Annotated in this window: 14 protein-coding genes; 3 read left to right on the top strand and 11 right to left on the bottom strand. The window is 71.7% G+C overall.

Features of this window, described 5'->3' with window-relative positions:
- The coding region (locus IE249_RS38055) for a glycine betaine ABC transporter substrate-binding protein (RefSeq protein ID WP_229858962.1) at positions 1-1,452 on the bottom strand (1,452 nt) is incomplete at its 3' end.
- A complete protein-coding gene (locus tag IE249_RS21700; RefSeq protein WP_189706998.1) occupies positions 1,445-2,533 on the bottom strand; it encodes a quaternary amine ABC transporter ATP-binding protein in 1,089 nt (362 codons plus the stop codon). The genes IE249_RS21700 and IE249_RS38055, both read right to left, overlap by 8 nt.
- A 230-nt stretch (positions 2,534-2,763) precedes the next feature.
- Between IE249_RS21700 and IE249_RS21695 the strand changes: the two genes are divergently transcribed.
- Complete coding sequence (locus IE249_RS21695; protein WP_229859022.1) at positions 2,764-3,693, top strand: 5'-3' exonuclease; 930 nt, start codon at positions 2,764-2,766, stop codon at positions 3,691-3,693.
- 104 nt (positions 3,694-3,797) lie between these two features.
- Positions 3,798-4,643 (top strand): siderophore-interacting protein, encoded by an 846-nt coding sequence (locus tag IE249_RS21690; protein WP_189706994.1) that lies wholly within the window; start codon positions 3,798-3,800, stop codon positions 4,641-4,643.
- 75 nt (positions 4,644-4,718) lie between these two features.
- On the opposite strand, the gene IE249_RS21685 is transcribed toward IE249_RS21690, so the two are convergent.
- From IE249_RS21685 to IE249_RS21675, 3 genes are all read right to left on the bottom strand, one after another.
- On the bottom strand, positions 4,719-5,495 hold the full coding sequence (locus IE249_RS21685) for an ABC transporter permease (RefSeq protein WP_189706992.1): 777 nt from the start codon (positions 5,493-5,495) through the stop codon (positions 4,719-4,721).
- Positions 5,492-6,565 carry an ATP-binding cassette domain-containing protein gene (locus IE249_RS21680; RefSeq protein WP_189706990.1) on the bottom strand — a complete coding sequence of 358 codons (1,074 nt, stop codon included), beginning with the start codon at positions 6,563-6,565 and terminating at the stop codon, positions 5,492-5,494. Before IE249_RS21680 ends, IE249_RS21685 begins: the two co-directional genes overlap by 4 nt.
- A gap of 180 nt (positions 6,566-6,745) precedes the next feature.
- Positions 6,746-7,393, bottom strand: a complete 648-nt coding sequence (locus tag IE249_RS21675) for a PadR family transcriptional regulator (protein WP_189706988.1) — start codon at positions 7,391-7,393, stop codon at positions 6,746-6,748.
- Positions 7,394-7,530: 137 nt separating this feature from the next.
- On the opposite strand from IE249_RS21675, the gene IE249_RS21670 reads away from it, so the two are divergent.
- Positions 7,531-8,481, top strand: coding sequence for an RluA family pseudouridine synthase (locus tag IE249_RS21670; protein WP_189706986.1), 951 nt, complete (start codon positions 7,531-7,533; stop codon positions 8,479-8,481).
- Here the strand turns inward: IE249_RS21670 and IE249_RS21665 are convergent.
- The 6 genes from IE249_RS21665 to IE249_RS21640 form a co-directional block, all read right to left on the bottom strand.
- Positions 8,475-9,968, bottom strand: coding sequence for a cytochrome P450 (locus IE249_RS21665; protein ID WP_189706984.1), 1,494 nt, complete (start codon positions 9,966-9,968; stop codon positions 8,475-8,477). The genes IE249_RS21670 and IE249_RS21665 overlap by 7 nt on opposite strands.
- A 41-nt stretch (positions 9,969-10,009) precedes the next feature.
- Complete coding sequence (locus IE249_RS21660) at positions 10,010-10,630, bottom strand: GTP-binding protein (RefSeq protein WP_189706982.1); 621 nt, start codon at positions 10,628-10,630, stop codon at positions 10,010-10,012.
- Positions 10,611-11,018: a DUF742 domain-containing protein gene (locus IE249_RS21655; protein WP_189706980.1), complete on the bottom strand. Its 408-nt coding sequence runs from the start codon at positions 11,016-11,018 to the stop codon at positions 10,611-10,613. The genes IE249_RS21660 and IE249_RS21655 overlap by 20 nt, the downstream gene beginning before the upstream one ends.
- Positions 11,015-11,422, bottom strand: a complete 408-nt coding sequence (locus IE249_RS21650) for a roadblock/LC7 domain-containing protein (RefSeq protein WP_189706978.1) — start codon at positions 11,420-11,422, stop codon at positions 11,015-11,017. Before IE249_RS21650 ends, IE249_RS21655 begins: the two co-directional genes overlap by 4 nt.
- A complete protein-coding gene (locus IE249_RS21645) occupies positions 11,419-13,032 on the bottom strand; it encodes an ATP-binding protein (RefSeq protein WP_189706976.1) in 1,614 nt (537 codons plus the stop codon). The genes IE249_RS21650 and IE249_RS21645 overlap by 4 nt, the downstream gene beginning before the upstream one ends.
- 425 nt (positions 13,033-13,457) lie before the next feature.
- On the bottom strand, positions 13,458-15,399 hold a 1,942-nt coding region (locus tag IE249_RS21640; protein WP_229858960.1), incomplete at its 5' end, for a DEAD/DEAH box helicase.

Raw genomic sequence — 15,399 nt, 5'->3', positions numbered from 1 at the left:
GTCGACGACCTTGTACTCCTTGTCCAGGCCGTAGTCCTTGAGGACCTTGCTCTTGAGCAGGCCCATCTCCCCGGCGCTGGACTCGATGCCGGTGATCCTGCCGCCGAAGAGGGAGGCCTTGCCCTTGAGGTCGTCGAGCGAGTCGACGCCCTTCACGTACGAGGGCACGCTCAGCTCCAGGGAGGTGGGGCCGTACCAGGAGCCGAGGTCGTCGAGCCGGCTGCCGTACTTCTTCCAGTACTGGGCGTGGGTCGTCGGCAGCCAGGAGTCGGTCTCGAAGTCGACGCTGCCCTGGGCGAGCGAGGTGTAGAGCGGGCCGGCGTCGAACTGGCGGGCGTCCACCTGGAAGCCACGCTGTTCGAGGATCTCCTTCCACAGGAAGGTGGAGGCGACGCCCTCGTCCCAGGGGATGTAGCCGATGGAGATCTTCTTGCCCTTGCCGACGTCCTTGCCGGCGCCCTGGTCGTCGGCGGTGGCCGCGGGGCCCGAGCCGCCGAAGACGCCCATGCCGCCGGCGACGAGCGCGAGGATCACCATGCCGACGACGGCGATCTGCGGCTGCGGCCGGTAGGACCAGATCCGCAGGCCGCCCGAGGCCCGGAGCCGGGCGGCCGCGCGCCGGCCGAGCGGCGAGACCTGGGTGCCCAGCGCGCTGGTCATGCGGTCGAGGTAGATCGCGAGGATCACGATGGCGATGCCGGACTCCGAGCCGAGGCCCACGTTGAGCTGGCCGATCGCCTCGTTGACGTCGCCGCCGAGGCCGCCGGTGCCGACCATGCCGGCGATCGCGGCCATGGACAGGCCGAGCATGATCACCTGGTTGACGCCGGCCATGACGGTGGGCAGCGCCAGCGGCAGCTGGACCCGCAGCAGCGTGTTGCGGGGCGTGGTGCCGAACGCCTCGGCCGCCTCCACCAGTTCCTTGTCGACCTGGCGGATGCCCAGCTCGGTCATGCGCACGCCGGGCGCGAGGGCGAAGATCAGGGTGGCGACGATGCCCGCGGAGGCGCCCGTGCCGAAGAACAGGATCGCCGGGATGAGGTAGATCATCGCGGGCAGCGTCTGCATGAAGTCCAGGACCGGCCGGACCAGCGCGCTGACCCGGTCGGAGCGGGCCGCCCAGATGCCGACCGGCACCGAGATCACCAGCGCGATGAGCGTGGCGACCAGGACGAGCGCGAGGGTGATCATCGCGTCGTCCCACAGTTCGAGGGAGTCGATGAAGGCGAAGCCCACGAAGGTGAGGACACCGGCGAGGGTGCCGCGCAGCCAGAAGGCGAGCACGGCGAAGATGCCGGCGAGCAGCAGCGGCTCGGGGGCCTGGAGCACGGCGTTGATGCCGTCGTAGGTGCCGGTGAACACCAGCTTGAGGAAGTCGAAGAGCCAGGCCATGTGCCCGAGCAGCCAGTCGACCGCCGAGTTGACCCAGTCGCCGAGCGGAATCCTAGGCACGGGCCACCGCCTTCTCGCCGCCCTTGTCCCGCGGCGCGTCGCAGCTCACGGGCGTGGCCTGCTCGTCGCCGAGGAAGCCGACCAGGCGCTGCCGGGGTACGACGCCGACGAGCGCGCCGCGAGCGTCGCGTACGGCGACGGGGTGGGGCACGCGTGCGCTGATCGCGCACAGTTCGGTGAACGGGGTGTCCTCGCGGGCCGTCTCGCAGCCGCAGTCGGCCTCGTCGCCGCGCACCTCGCGGTCCATGACCGCCTGCGCGGTCAGCACCCGGGAGCGGTCGACGTCCTGGGTGAAGGAGGCGACGTAGTCGTCGGCGGGGCGCAGCAGGATCTCCTCGGCGCCGCCGATCTGGACGATGCGGCCGTCGCGCATGACGGCGATGCGGTCGCCCAGGCGCATGGCCTCGTTCAGGTCGTGGGTGATGAAGACGATCGTCTTCTTCAGGGTCTTCTGCAGCTGGAGCAGCTGGTCCTGCATGTCACGGCGGATCAGGGGGTCCAGGGCGCTGAAGGACTCGTCCATCAGCAGCAGGTCGGCGTCGGTGGCGAGCGCGCGGGCCAGGCCGACGCGCTGCTGCATGCCGCCGGAGAGCTCGTCGGGCCAGGACTTCTCCCAGCCGGCCAGGCCGCACAGGGCGAGCGCCTCGTCGGCGCGGCGTTCGCGCTCGGCGCGGGGCACGCCCTGCACTTCCAGGCCGTAGGCGGCGTTCTGGCGGACGCTGCGGTGCGGGAACAGCGCGAAGTGCTGGAAGACCATGCTGATCTTCCTGGAGCGGACCTCGCGCAGCTCCCTGCCGGTGAGCGCGGTGAGGTCCTGGCCGTCGAAGCGCACATGGCCGGCGGTGGGTTCCAGCAGTCCGTTGAGCATGCGCAGCAGGGTGGACTTGCCGGAGCCGGACAGGCCCATGACCACGAAGATCTGGCCGGGCTCGACGGTGAAGGAGGCGTCGATCACCGCGGCGGTGGTCCCGTCGGCGCGCAGTTCCTCGCGGTCGGCTCCCTGCCGGAGTCTTTCCACCGCCGCGTCCGGTCGTCTGCCGAACACCTTGTACAGGTGCTCTGTCTCAAGCCTGGATGACACGCGAACCTCTCGTCTCGGGGCCGGGGGCACGGACACGAAAGGCCGCTAACAGTTGAATAACGCAATCACTTTCGTTCCGAGGCCGCACCTGCCCAAGCGCCCCGAGGCCAAACACAAAAGTGGGCCACCTCACTGCGTGAGCGCATACCGCAACCTGTTGCGCGCACGGGGGGCCCGCCACACGACCGGCGCCTGTCGCACGCCGGTGACTGTCAGTGGTGTGCGGCATGATGCGGGGCGTGACCGGACGACTGATGCTCCTCGACACCGCCTCCCTGTACTTCCGCGCCTACTTCGGCGTCCCGGACTCGGTCAGGGCCCCGGACGGCACGCCGGTGAACGCCGTGCGCGGGCTGCTCGACTTCATCGACCGCCTGGTCAAGGACCATCGGCCCGACCACCTGGTGGCCTGCATGGACGCGGACTGGCGCCCGGCGTGGCGGGTGGAGCTGATCCCGTCCTACAAGGCGCACCGCGTCGCCGAGGAGCACCCGGCGGGGCCGGACGAGGAGGAGGTGCCGGACACCCTCTCCCCTCAGGTCCCGGTGATCGAGGCGGTGCTGGACGCGGTCGGCATCGCGCGCGTGGGCGTGGCGGAGTACGAGGCGGACGACGTGATCGGCACCTTCACCGCGCGCGCGAAGGGCCCGGTCGACATCGTCACCGGCGACCGTGACCTGTACCAGTTGGTGGACGACGCGCGGGGCGTGCGCGTGCTGTATCCGCTCAAGGGCGTCGGCACCCTGCAGACCACCGACGAGGCGCTGCTGCGCGAGAAGTATGGCGTCGACGGCAGGGGGTACGCGGATCTGGCGCTGCTGCGCGGCGACCCGAGCGACGGACTGCCGGGCGTGCCCGGCATCGGGGAGAAGACGGCGGCCCGGCTGCTCGCCGAGTTCGGCGACCTGGCCGGGATCCTGGCGGCGGTCGACGACCCTCGTGCCAAGCTCACGCCCTCGCAGCGGAAGCGGCTGCAGGAGGCGCGGCCGTATCTCTCGGTGGCGCCGAAGGTGGTGCGGGTGGCGGCCGACGTGCCGCTGCCGGACGTCGACACCGCGCTGCCGCGCGCGCCGCGCGATCCGGCCGGGCTGGAGCGGCTGGCCGGCCGCTGGGGACTGGGCGGTTCCCTCCAGCGGCTGCTCACCACGCTCGGCGGGTGACGGCCGGGGCGGGCCCGTGTTCAAGAAGTCCTCATGAAAGAGGTGTTCACTGGGGGAAGATGCTAACTTAGGCAAGCCTAAGCATGGGGAACTGGGAGGCCGTCATGGCAGAACGTCCGGCGCGCAAGCCGCGGAGGACCCACACCGCGCAGGTCGTCCGTACCGAACGGCTGACCCCGCACATGCAGCGCGTGGTGCTCGGCGGCGAAGGACTGGCCGGTTTCTCGGCCGGCACGTGCACGGACCACTACGTGAAGCTGCTGTTCCCGTCCGGCGGCGCCACGTATCCGGAGCCCTTCGACATGGACCGCGTCCGGGCGGAGTTCCCGCGCGAGCAGTGGCCCGTGACCCGCACGTACACCGTGCGCGCCTGGGACCCCGAACACCGGGAGCTGACCCTGGACTTCGTCGTCCACGGGGACGAGGGCCTGGCCGGCCCCTGGTCGCTGCTGGCGCGGCCCGGCGAGACCGTGCGCTTCATGGGACCCGGCGGCGCCTACGCCCCCGACGCGAGCGCCGACTGGCATCTGTTCGCCGGTGACGAGAGCGCCCTGCCCGCCATCGCCCGCTCCCTGGAGGAGCTGCCCGAGGGTGCGAGGGCCCACGCCTTCGTCGAGGTGTCCGGCCCGGAGGAGGAGCAGAAGATCGACTCCGACGTGGAGGTGGTCTGGCTGCACCGCGGGGACCGGCCGGTCGGCGAGGCGCTGGTGGAGGCGGTACGGGCACTGGAGTTCCCCGAGGGCCGGGTCCACGCGTTCGTGCACGGCGAGGCCGGGTTCGTGAAGCAGCTGCGCCATCTGCTGCGCGTCGAGCACGGCGTCCCGCGCGAGCACCTGTCGATCTCCGGCTACTGGCGCCTCGGTCACAACGAGGACGGCTGGCAGGCCTCCAAGCGCGAGTGGAACGCCCGTATCGAGGCCGAGCAGGAGGGCGCGGCCCCGGCGGCGTGAACCCGGACGACGGCTCCGGAGAAGACCGAGCCGGAACGGCGGCTCCCGGAGAGGGGGCCGCCGTTCCGTGTCCGGTCAGATCGAGCGCTGGTAGGACCTCAGGGCCCGGATCGAGAGCCACACGCCGATCAGGGCCAGGCCCAGCAGCGCGCCGCCGCGGCTCGCCACGACGCCCCAGTCGGGGTTCGCGGACATGGCCGAACGGCCCGCCAGCATCGCCCAGTTGAGCGGGTTGAAGTCGGCGATGTGCCGCATCCAGCCGGGCATCCGGGCCGGCGCCATGAAGGCGGAGGACAGGAAGGTGAGCGGAAGCAGCAGGAAGGTGTTGATCCCGATGATCGACTCCCGCTCGCGCACCAGCATCCCCAGCGCGTTGGACAGCGCCCCGAACACCGTGCCCAGCAGCACCGAGGCGACCACCAGGACCGCGACGCCCCCGGTCCCGCCCGGGTAGTCCGCACCGCCGAGCAGACCGAGCAGCACGATGACGACCGACTGCAGGGCGGTGACCAGGCCGTTGTGGACGACGTTGCCGTTCATCAGGGCGGCCCGGCCGACCGGGGTGGTCAGGAAGCGGTCCAGGGTGCCGCGCTGGATCTCCTCCAGCGTGCCCATCCCGGCCCACATGTTGGAGCTGAGCGCGCTCATCACCACCACGCCCGGCACCAGGTAGTCCAGGTAGGACGTGGTCCCGAAGCCGCCGAGCCCGACTACCTCGCGGAAGAGGCTGCCGAACAGGAACAGCCAGATCACCGGCTGGATCAGCGTGATGACCGCGTACGCGGGCTGACGCGCGAACACCATGAGCTGCCGCTGGGTCATGTACCAGGTCTGGGCGATCGCGGTGCTCATCGGGCACCTCCGGTGAGGGAGACGGAGTCGGTGCGGGGGTCGGCGCCGGGGCCGGCGGGGGCATCCGCGTCGTCGTGCGCGGCATGGGCCCCGGCGGCCTCGGCGTCGGCGTAACGGCGTCCGGCATAGCGCAGGTAGACGTCGTCGAGGGAGGGGCGGGCCACGGTCGCCGCCGCGACGGTCAGTCCCGCACGCTCCAGCGCGGCGAGCAGCGCGGGCACCGCGGCGGCCCCGTCGTCGGCACGGACGCTGACCCGGCGCCCGTCGACCAGCGCCTCGTGCACCCCGGGCAGCGCGCCGAGCGCCCCGGCGATCAGGGTGCGGCCGCCTTCGCCGAGCGGCTCCCGCAACTCCAAGTGGACGGCGTCGCCGCGCAGTTCGCCCTTGAGGGCGTCGGGAGTGCCCTCTACGACGATCCGGCCGCGGTCGACGATGGCGACGCGCTCGGCGAGCCGGTCGGCCTCCTCCAGATAGTGCGTGGTGAGCAGGATGGTCAGGCCCTCCTCGCCGGCCAGGTGGCCGATCTCGTCCCACATCGCGGTGCGGGCCTCGGGGTCGAGACCGGTGGAGGGCTCGTCGAGGAAGAGCACCTCGGGCCGGTGCACCAGGCCGAGCGCCACGTCCAGGCGCCGCCGCATTCCGCCGGAGTAGCCCTTGACCGGGCGCCTGGCCGCGTCGGTGAGGGAGAAGCGCTCCAGCAGTTCGTCGGCGCGCCGGTCGAGCGCGGCGCCCCTGAGGCCGTGCAGCCGGCCCTGGAGCCGGAGGTTCTCCCGGCCGGTGGCGACCGGGTCGGCGCCCGAGTTCTGCGCGACCACGCCGATGGCGCGGCGCACCCGGTCGGGGTGGCGCAGCACGTCGTGGCCGGCCACGCTCGCCGAGCCGGAGTCGGGGCGGGCCAGGGTGGTGAGCATCTTGACGGTGGTGGACTTGCCGGCGCCGTTCGGGCCGAGCAGTCCGAGGACGGTGCCGGGCTCGACGGTGAGGTCCATGCCGTTCAGGGCGGTGACGCCGCCCGGGTAGGTCTTGATCAGCTGCCGCGCCTCGACGGCGGGCGCACGGGTGCCGCTCATGCGGTGCTCCTGTGGTGATGGATCGGCCGGTGGCCGACGGAAGATCCACGTGAGGAGCGCCGGGCTATCCTGGGTGTGCCGCACCTCGATCGCCCGGAGGAAGCCTCACGGTGGATTCGGCTCGGGGTTCGAGACCCCGGCGGTGCTGCTGCAACAGCGCCGCCGGGGTCGTTCGCCGGTTCAGGTCTCGGTGCCGGGCGCCTCCCCGTCCTCGAAGTCGTGCGGGACCTCTCCCGTCTCGTGGAAGCGCCGCCACTGCTCGATGCCGGGGAGCGAGCCCTCCTGGAGCTCCTTGAGGAAGCCGCGCACCCAGCGGGCCTGGGCCTCGATCATGTGCAGCTGGTACTCGTTCTCGATCAGGAAGAGCCGCGGCAGACTCTCGTAGAGCTTCTCCAGTCCCCCGCGTGCGCTCGCCGCCTGCACCTCCAGCGCGCCGAGCCGCTCCCGCAGGAGACGTACGACGTCGTCGGGGTGCAGGACGCCGAGGAGGGAGAGCGCCGTCTCGAAGATGGGGAACTCCTTGGCCGGGACGGCCACGAGGTCCGACATCCACTGGACCATCTCCTCGCGCCCGGCGTCGGTGAGGCCGTAGATCGTGCGCTCGGGCCGGTTGCCCTGGCGTTCGACCTCGGTGACCGTCACGAAGCCGTGCTTCTCGAGGTTCTGCACGACGGTGTAGAGCGAGCCGTAGTTGATCTTCGTGCTCGCGTCCTTGCCCTGGCGGCGCAGGGTCTGGGCGATCTCGTAGGGGTGCATCGGCTTCTGCCGGAGGGTCGCCATGACGGCGAGCGCCAGCGGATTGCTCAGCTTGCGCCGCTTCATCGACATGAGGACCACCCCGCTTCTGCTACACCCTCGCTACCGAATATCCGTAGCCGAACATATCGCGACCCCGGAAGCGGCGTCAATACTCACGATGTATCGCGTTCCGGGTCGCTTGTCGAGTCCGCCGTAGGGTTCCTGGAATGAGGCGAAGGTCAGGGGCGCCGCCCTCCCCCCTGCCGCAGCGGCGCGGGGTGGACGCGGTGCGCGTGCGGCTGCCCGCGGCGGGGCCGTGGGCCACCGTGGGCGAGCATCTGGTGGAGCGGCTGTCGGGAGCGGGCCCGGGGGTCGTCGAGGCGATGCTGGCGGCGGGACGGATCGTCGGGGCCGACGGGCGGGCGGTCGCGGCCGGGGCGCCGTACGAGCCGGGCCTGTTCGTGTGGTTCCACCGGGAGCTGCCGGACGAGGTGCCGGTGCCGTTCCCGCTGGAGGTGGTCCACCGCGACGAGCACCTCGTCGTCGTGGACAAGCCGCACTTCCTCGCCACCACCCCGCGCGGGGCGCACGTGGCCGAGACGGCGCTGGCGCGGCTGCGCCGCGAGCTCGGCCTGCCGGAGCTCACCGCCGCGCACCGCCTGGACCGGCTCACCGCCGGACTGGTGCTGTTCACCGTGCGGCCCGAGGAGCGCGGCGCGTACCAGACGCTGTTCCGCGACCGGCGGGTGCGCAAGGAGTACGAGGCCGTCGCGCCCCACGACCCCGCGCTCGACGCGCCGCGCACCGTGCGCAGCCGCATCGTCAAGGAGCGCGGGGTGCTGACCGCCCGCGAGGTGCCGGGCGAGCCCAACGCGGTCACCCTCGTCCGGGCCGTCGAGCACCGCGCGGACGGGCTCGCCCGCTACCGGCTGGTGCCCGCGACCGGGCAGACGCACCAGCTGCGGGTGCACATGAACGCGCTGGGCGTGCCCATTCTCGGGGACCCGCTGTATCCGGTGGTGACCGGCCCGGCGCCGGCCGGCGACTTCCGGCGCCCGCTCCAACTGCTCGCGCGGACACTGGAGTTCACCGACCCGATCACCGGCACCGAGCACCGTTTCCGCAGCGGGCGGGACCTCGCGGCCTGGTCCTCACCGGCCGGCTGGGACGGTCAGTAGCCGCGCCACCAGCGCAGGAAGCGCTGCCAGCGGCCGAGCGGACGTACCGCCGCGTCCTCCTGACCGGCGGGCGGTACGGGGCCGGTCCGCCACTCGGGCGCGGGCGGGTCGTCGTCGACGTCCGCCGGGCGGGCGGGCATGTCGCTGATGTCCCAGTCGATCCGCGGTTCGGGAATCTCCACCGGGGTGTGGCTGGGCTTGGCCGTCTCGGACTGCTGCGGGCGCGGGGTGAAGCGCACCGGCAGCTCCACCAGGTGCTGCGAGGCGATCGACTCCTTCCAGCGCAGCTCCTCCTCGTCGCAGTCGAGCTGGATGTCCGGCAGCCGCATGAGCAGCGCGTCGACGCCCACGTCGGCGATGGCGCGGCCGATGTCCTGGCCGGGGCACTCGTGCGGACCGCCGCCGAAGGCGAGGTGGGACCGGTTGCCCTGCATGTCGGCCGTGGGGTCGGGGCGCACCCGGGGGTCGACGTTGCCGGGCGCGATGCCGAACAGCAGCCCGTCGCCCTTGCGGATGCGCTGCCCGCCGAGCTCGGTCTCCTCCTTGGCGAAGTAACCGAGGACCGTGCTGAAGGGCGGCTCGTCCCACAGGGACTGCTCGACCGCCTCGGGCACCGTCATCTGGCCGCCGTTGAGCTGGGCGCGGAAGCCGGGTTCGGTGAGCACCCGGCGGATCGTGTTGGCGAGCAGGTTCGCGGTCGCCTCGTAGGCGGCGATCAGCACCACCCGCAGGTGCTGGCCGACCTCGTCGTCGGTGAGCCCGGCCGGGTCGTTGACGAGGTGGCTGGCGAAGTCGTCCTCGGGCTGCGTCCGGCGGCGGGCGGCCAGGCGCCGCAGGCAGCCCATGATGTACTCGTTGCTGGCGATCGCGGTCTCGGTGCCCTTGAGCATGTCCCGGGCCGCGTGCACGATCCGGTCGTCGTACTCCTCGGGCATGCCCAGGACCTGGCACATCACCGCCATCGGCAGATGCTCGGAGAACTGGTCGACGAGTTCGGCGCGGCCCGTTTCGCAGAACCGGTTGACCAGCCGCTGGGTGGCCCGGCCGATGTGGCGGCGCAGTCCGCGGTGGTCGATGGTCGCCATCGCCGCGGTGACCGCGCCGCGCAGCCGCTTGTGCTCGTCGCCCTCCGCGTGGGAGCAGATCGGCTGCCAGGCGATGTGCGGCATCAGCGGGTGGTCGGGCTTGACCATGCCCTCGGCCAGCGGGGTCCAGATCCGGCTGTCCCGGGTGAAGTGCGAGGGCGTGCGCACCATGTGCAGGTTCTCGGCGTGGCCGAGCACCACCCACATCGGCACGTCGTCGTGGAGCAGTACCGGGGCCACCGGGCCGTAACTCTCGCGCAGCCGGGCGTAGAGCGCTTTGAGGTCCCGTGCCTCGTGGAGCCGGTGCAGCCCGCCGGGTCCGACACCGTGCGCGGGGCAGCCGGGGGGCGGGTCGGGGGCGAGGTCGTCCGGACCGGTCGGGTAGTGGGGTTCAGGCGTCACAGCGGTCGCTTTCGGGACGGGAAGAAGCAGGGAAGAGGCGGTCAGGTGCGCGAGCCGGTCATGGTCAGGGAGTGCAGGAAGCGCATCAGGGTCAGCAGTACGTCCCGGCTGGAGGCCCGGCGTCGTACGTCGCACTCGACCATCGGGATGTCCTCGGTCAGATCGAGCGCCGTGCGCAGCTGAGGGATGGGGTAACGGGGCGCGTCCGGGAAGGAGTTGACGGCCACGACGAAGGGCACCCCGCGCTCCTCCAGGCGCCCTATGACGTCGAAGCTGACCTCCAGCCGGCGGGTGTCGACCAGCACGACCGCGCCCAGCGCGCCCTCGAACAGCCCGTTCCACAGGAACCAGAAGCGCTGCTGGCCGGGGGTGCCGAAGAGGTAGAGCACCAGCTGGTCGGTGATGCTGATGCGGCCGAAGTCCATCGCCACGGTGGTGGCCGTCTTGGACTCGGAGCCGTAGTTGTCGTCGACCCCGATGCCGGCCTGGGTCATGGTCTCCTCGGTGGTCAGCGGCCTGATCTCGCTGACCGAGCCGACCATCGTGGTCTTGCCGACCCCGAACCCGCCGACGATCACGATCTTCGCCGCGGCCTGGGCCGTGTGCGGCAGGTGGTCCTCGGTGCGCGGGCCGGGGATGGTGTCAGAGCCGTTGAAGTCCATGCATCACCGCTTCGAGAAGGGAACGGTCGGGTACCGCCTGGCGGACGATCGGGGCGCGCGCCTGCACCAGTTCGGCCGTGAGCAGCTCGGTGATCAGGACCGTCATCGCGCTGAACGGCAGATTGAGGTAGGCCGACAGCTCGGCCACCGACAGCGGGGCGGTGCACAGCCGCAGCACCGCCGTCTGCTCCGGCGTGGCCGAGGGCGGCGCCTCGGCGCGCGCCACGATCAGGGTCACCAGGTCGAGGGCGGCGCGAGCGCCGTCCTCCGCCGCGCCGGCGACCACGTACAGCCGCTCGGGGTTCTTCTCCTCGCCCTCCTTGGCGGGCTTGGGGGGCGGCGTCGGTTCGTGCCGGGGGTAGCGCCTGGTGCGTCGCGGAGGAGTCATACGGTCTGCCCGTTCCGCCGGGGCGGACTGGTCAGATGGGCGCCGATGCGGACCACGAGGTCGCGCATGCGGGCGCTCATGAGACCGGGCTCGGTGCGGATGTCGGCGAGCACCGCGAGGTAGGCGTTGGCGCCGGCGGACATGAGGTAGAAGTAGCCGCCGTTGATCTCGATGATGACCAGCTTCATCCGGCCGTCGCTGTCGGGGATCTCCACGGCGACGGCACTGGCCAGGCTCTGCAGTCCGGCGCAGGCCGCGGCGACCCGGTCGGCGGCGTCGGGGTCGCCGCCGTAGCGGGCGATGCGCAGCCCGTCGGACGAGAGCACCACGATCATCTCGATGCCCGGTACGCCGTCGTTGAGCTCCTTGAGCATCCAGTCGAAGTTGGCTCGCTGCTGGATCACTTGAGGTCCCCCTCGTCGTCGGCCTCGGCACGGGCCGGCTTCTCGATCAGGTGGGTGAAAGCGGTCGGGTCCTGTGTGAACGCGGTGGGGTCGGAACCCGGGTTGTCCTTCTTCAGTCCGTCCCAGAAGGCCTCGACCCACAGGCCGGGTTCGGGTTCCTTCTCGGCGGGCGCCGGCTCGGGCTCGGGCGTGGGCCACACCGAGCGGCCCTCCTTCTCGGCCCGCTCGGCGGCGACCTGCTCGGCGATCCGCTGGTGGAGCGGGATCTTGACTCGGCTGCGGCGCTGCGGCAGCCCGTTCTCCGTCCACTCGGTGACCTCGGGGACGTCGTCCTCCATGGGCACCGAGGCGGGGATGCGGGGGCTGGTGGGGCGGCGGCGCTTGGGGGCGCGCTTGGGTCCCTCGACGGCGTCCTCGCCGGGCCGCGGGATGGAGGTGGCGCCGATGCCGTGCGCGAGTCCGGGCGCCGGTTCGGTGGTCATCATCTTGCTGGGCACCACCAGTACGGCGCGGACGCCGCCGTAGGCGGAGGCGCGCAGGGAGATCTGCATGTCGTACTTGGTGCACAGGCGGCCGACGACCGCGAGGCCCAGGCGGGGGCTCTCGCCGAGCTCCTGGAGGTCGACGCCGGCCTTGGCGGCCTCGAGCGTCCTCTCCAGCCGGGCGCGGGTCTCCTCGTTGAGGCTCACACCGCCGTCCTCGATCTCGATGGCGACGCCGCTCTGCACCTCGATGGCGGTGACGTGCACCTTGGTCTGGGGCGGGGAGTAGCGGGTGGCGTTGTCGAGGAGTTCGGCCGCGGCGTGGATGACGGGCTCGACGTCGGTGCCCTTGATGTTGACCTTGGCGATGGAGTGCAGCTCGATGCGGCGGTACTCCAGGATCCGCGACATGGCGCCGCGCAGCACGCTGTAGAGGGTGACGGGGTTGGGCCACTGGCGGCCGGGGCGGCCGCCGCCGATGACGGAGATGGAGTCGGCGAGGCGGCCGATCAGTGCGGTGCCGTGGTCGATGCGCAGCAGGTCGTCGAAGACCTCGGGGCTGCGGCCGTGGTCCTCCTCCATCTCCCGCAGTTCCTTGGCCTGCTGGTGCACGATCGCCTGGACGCGCCGGGCGAGGCTGACGAAGGAGCGCTGCGTGGAGTCGCGCAGGTTCTCCTCGGTGTCGACGATGTTCAGGATCGTCCACAGCACCGCGCGCTGGGACTCCGGGATGCGGCGCCAGACCGGGTCGGCGTCGACGATGTCGCGCATCGTCTCCTGCGGCGTGTTGTTGAACCGCAGGTGCCGGACAGCGGTGGGGATGATCTCGTTTCCGAGGCGGGCGACGTCGGCGTCGTGGGCGGCCAGGCGCCGCTCCAGATACTGGCTGTGACGGGCGTGTTCGGCCCGGTCGGCGCGGATGACACGACCGCGGCGCGCGGCCTCGGCGGCCGTGGCGAGTACGAGCAGGGTGGCGACGGCGCCGCAGCAGCCGACGGCGAGGCGGGCCGGGTCCGCCACCAGGGCGACGGCGGCTCCGGTGACCGCCGCCATGACTATGGCGGGCAGCAACAGCACGCGCGCGTAGGGAAGTTCACGGCCGCCGGGAGGCGATTGAACACTCACCATGTAGGCCTTCTCAACGAATCGGCTGGGGGTTGGGGGCAGCTTGCGGGGGGTACGTCAGGGAACTGACAGGAGTTTCCCGACCTTTGGGAACAAGCGCACGAATTCGCTCAACTCGGTGCGCCGCGGGCGAGCTTAGTCCGACCGGATCATCGCCATGTCATATTCGGCAAGCACCTGAAACCGCCCCCGGCCGAGGAGTACGCTCGGGTCGTTTACACACCGTGACGTCGTTCGAACGCGGAGCGTCATGACGTACGGGTGTACGAAGACAACTCACCGTGACGGGTGATCGAGGGATTCCACATCGCCCGTGCCCGTAACCACGAAGCGGCCCCCCGCCCTTGGCACAGGACGGGGGACCGCTTCTTCAGGTTCTTCCGGCTCTTCCGGCTCTTCCGGTTCCTCCGGCGGGACGCCGGGTGTCGTCAGCCGACGGACGAATAGGCGACCACTCCGCGCAGCAGGCCGTCCACGGCCTTGCGCGCGTTCCTGGCGACCGTGGAACCCTCGCCGGGGGCGGCGGCCGCGATCTGCCCGAGGACGTCGATCACCTGCTTGCACCACCGCACGAAGTCGCCGGCCGGCATCTCCGCCTCGCGCAGCACCTCGTCCAGGCCCTTGCCGGACGCCCACATGTAAGCCGCCCAGGCGAAGCCCAGGTCGGGCTCGCGCTGGCCGACGCCCTCGGTCTGGCTGATGCGGAACTCCTCCTCCAGCGCGTCCAGCCGGCCCCAGATCCGCACCATCTCGCCGAGCGCGGCCTTCGCCCCGCCCGAGGGCAGCTTGGGCGCCATGGCGTCGTCGCCGACCCGCGCCTCATAGACCAACGCCGAGACGCAGGCGGCCAGTTCGGCCGGGGCGAGGCCTTCCCAGACCCGCTCGCGCAGGCACTCGCTGGCCAGCAGGTCCAGTTCGCCGTAGAGCCGGGCGAGGCGCTTGCCGTGCTCGGTCACCTCGTTGCCGCGCAGGTAGTCGAGCTCGGTGAGCAGCGCGACGATCCGGTCGAAGGTCCGCGCGATGGTGTTCGTACGGCCCTCGATGCGGTGCTCCAGCTGCTTGGTGTCGCGCAGCAGCCGGTGGTAGCGCTCGGCCCAGCGGGCGTGGTCCTCACGGTCGTTGCAGCCGTGGCAGGGGTGGGCGCGCAGGGCGGCGCGCAGCCGGGCGATCTCCCGGTCGTCGGCCGCCTGGGAACGCCGCTTGCGGTGCCGCTCGGGCGGGATGTGCCCGGCCTTGGTGCGCAGCGCGGACGCCAGGTCCCTGCGGGACTGCGGGGAGCGGGCGTTGAAGGACTTGGGGATCCGCATCCGCTCCAGCGGCTCGACGGGCACCGGGAAGTCGATCGCCGCCAGCCGCTTGACCTGCCGCTCGGCGGTCAGCACCAGGGGGCGCGGACCGTCGTGGTGCTCGAAGCCACGGTGGCCGTTGGACCGGCCGGCGGGCAGGCCCGGGTCGAGGACCAGGGCCAGGCCCGCGTACTTGCCGGTGGGCACGTGGATGATGTCGCCGGGCTTGAGCCGCTCCAGGGCGACGGCCGCCTCGGCCCGCCGTTGGACGGCGCCCTGGCGGGCCAGCTCGGTCTCGCGGTCCTTCAGCTCCCGGCGCAGCCGCGCGTACTCGGAGAAGTCGCCGAGGTGGCAGGTCATCGACTCCTTGTAGCCCGCCAGGCCCTCCTCGTTGCGCTGCACCTGGCGGGAGATGCCGACCACCGACTTGTCGGCCTGGAACTGCGCGAAGGACGTCTCCAGCAGCTCGCGCGAGCGGTGCCGGCCGAACTGCTCGACCAGGTTGACCGCCATGTTGTACGACGGCTTGAAGCTGGAGCGCAGCGGATAGGTGCGCGTGCCGGCCAGGCCCGCCACCTGCTCGGGGTTCATCCCCCGCTGCCACAGCACCACCGCGTGGCCCTCGACGTCGATGCCGCGGCGGCCGGCCCGGCCGGTGAGCTGCGTGTACTCGCCGGGGGTGATGTCGGCGTGCTGCTCGCCGTTCCACTTGACGAGCTTCTCCAGGACCACCGAGCGGGCGGGCATGTTGATGCCGAGCGCGAGGGTCTCGGTGGCGAACACCGCCTTGACCAGCCCGCGCACGAACAGCTCCTCGACGACCTCCTTGAAGGTCGGCAGCATGCCCGCGTGGTGGGCGGCGATGCCGCGCTCCAGGCCCTCCAGCCACTCGTAGTACCCGAGGACGTGCAGGTCCTCGGGCGGGATGGCGGCGGTGCGCTCCTCGACCAGGGCGCGGACCTGTTCGCGCGCCTCCTCGTCGTTGAGCCTCAGGCCCGCGTACAGGCACTGCTGGACGGCGGCCTCGCACGCGGCGCGGCTGAAGATGAAGGTGATCGCGGGCAGCAGGCCCTCCGCGTCGAGC

The organism is Streptomyces anandii JCM 4720, from assembly GCF_014650655.1.
In the GTDB taxonomy this organism is placed as follows: Bacteria; Actinomycetota; Actinomycetes; order Streptomycetales; family Streptomycetaceae; genus Streptomyces; species Streptomyces anandii.
The sequence above is the reverse complement of the archived record's forward strand: the minus strand, read 5'-3'. Positions and strand labels throughout refer to the sequence as shown.

Coding starts and splice junctions, on each gene's coding strand:
- IE249_RS21695 (WP_229859022.1), top strand. CDS start 2,764: ATGCGGGGCGTGACCGGACGACTGATGCTCCTCGACACCGCCTCCCTG.
- IE249_RS21690 (WP_189706994.1), top strand. CDS start 3,798: ATGGCAGAACGTCCGGCGCGCAAGCCGCGGAGGACCCACACCGCGCAG.
- IE249_RS21685 (WP_189706992.1), bottom strand. CDS start 5,495: ATGAGCACCGCGATCGCCCAGACCTGGTACATGACCCAGCGGCAGCTC.
- IE249_RS21680 (WP_189706990.1), bottom strand. CDS start 6,565: ATGAGCGGCACCCGTGCGCCCGCCGTCGAGGCGCGGCAGCTGATCAAG.
- IE249_RS21675 (WP_189706988.1), bottom strand. CDS start 7,393: ATGTCGATGAAGCGGCGCAAGCTGAGCAATCCGCTGGCGCTCGCCGTC.
- IE249_RS21670 (WP_189706986.1), top strand. CDS start 7,531: ATGAGGCGAAGGTCAGGGGCGCCGCCCTCCCCCCTGCCGCAGCGGCGC.
- IE249_RS21660 (WP_189706982.1), bottom strand. CDS start 10,630: ATGGACTTCAACGGCTCTGACACCATCCCCGGCCCGCGCACCGAGGAC.
- IE249_RS21655 (WP_189706980.1), bottom strand. CDS start 11,018: ATGACTCCTCCGCGACGCACCAGGCGCTACCCCCGGCACGAACCGACG.
- IE249_RS21645 (WP_189706976.1), bottom strand. CDS start 13,032: ATGGTGAGTGTTCAATCGCCTCCCGGCGGCCGTGAACTTCCCTACGCG.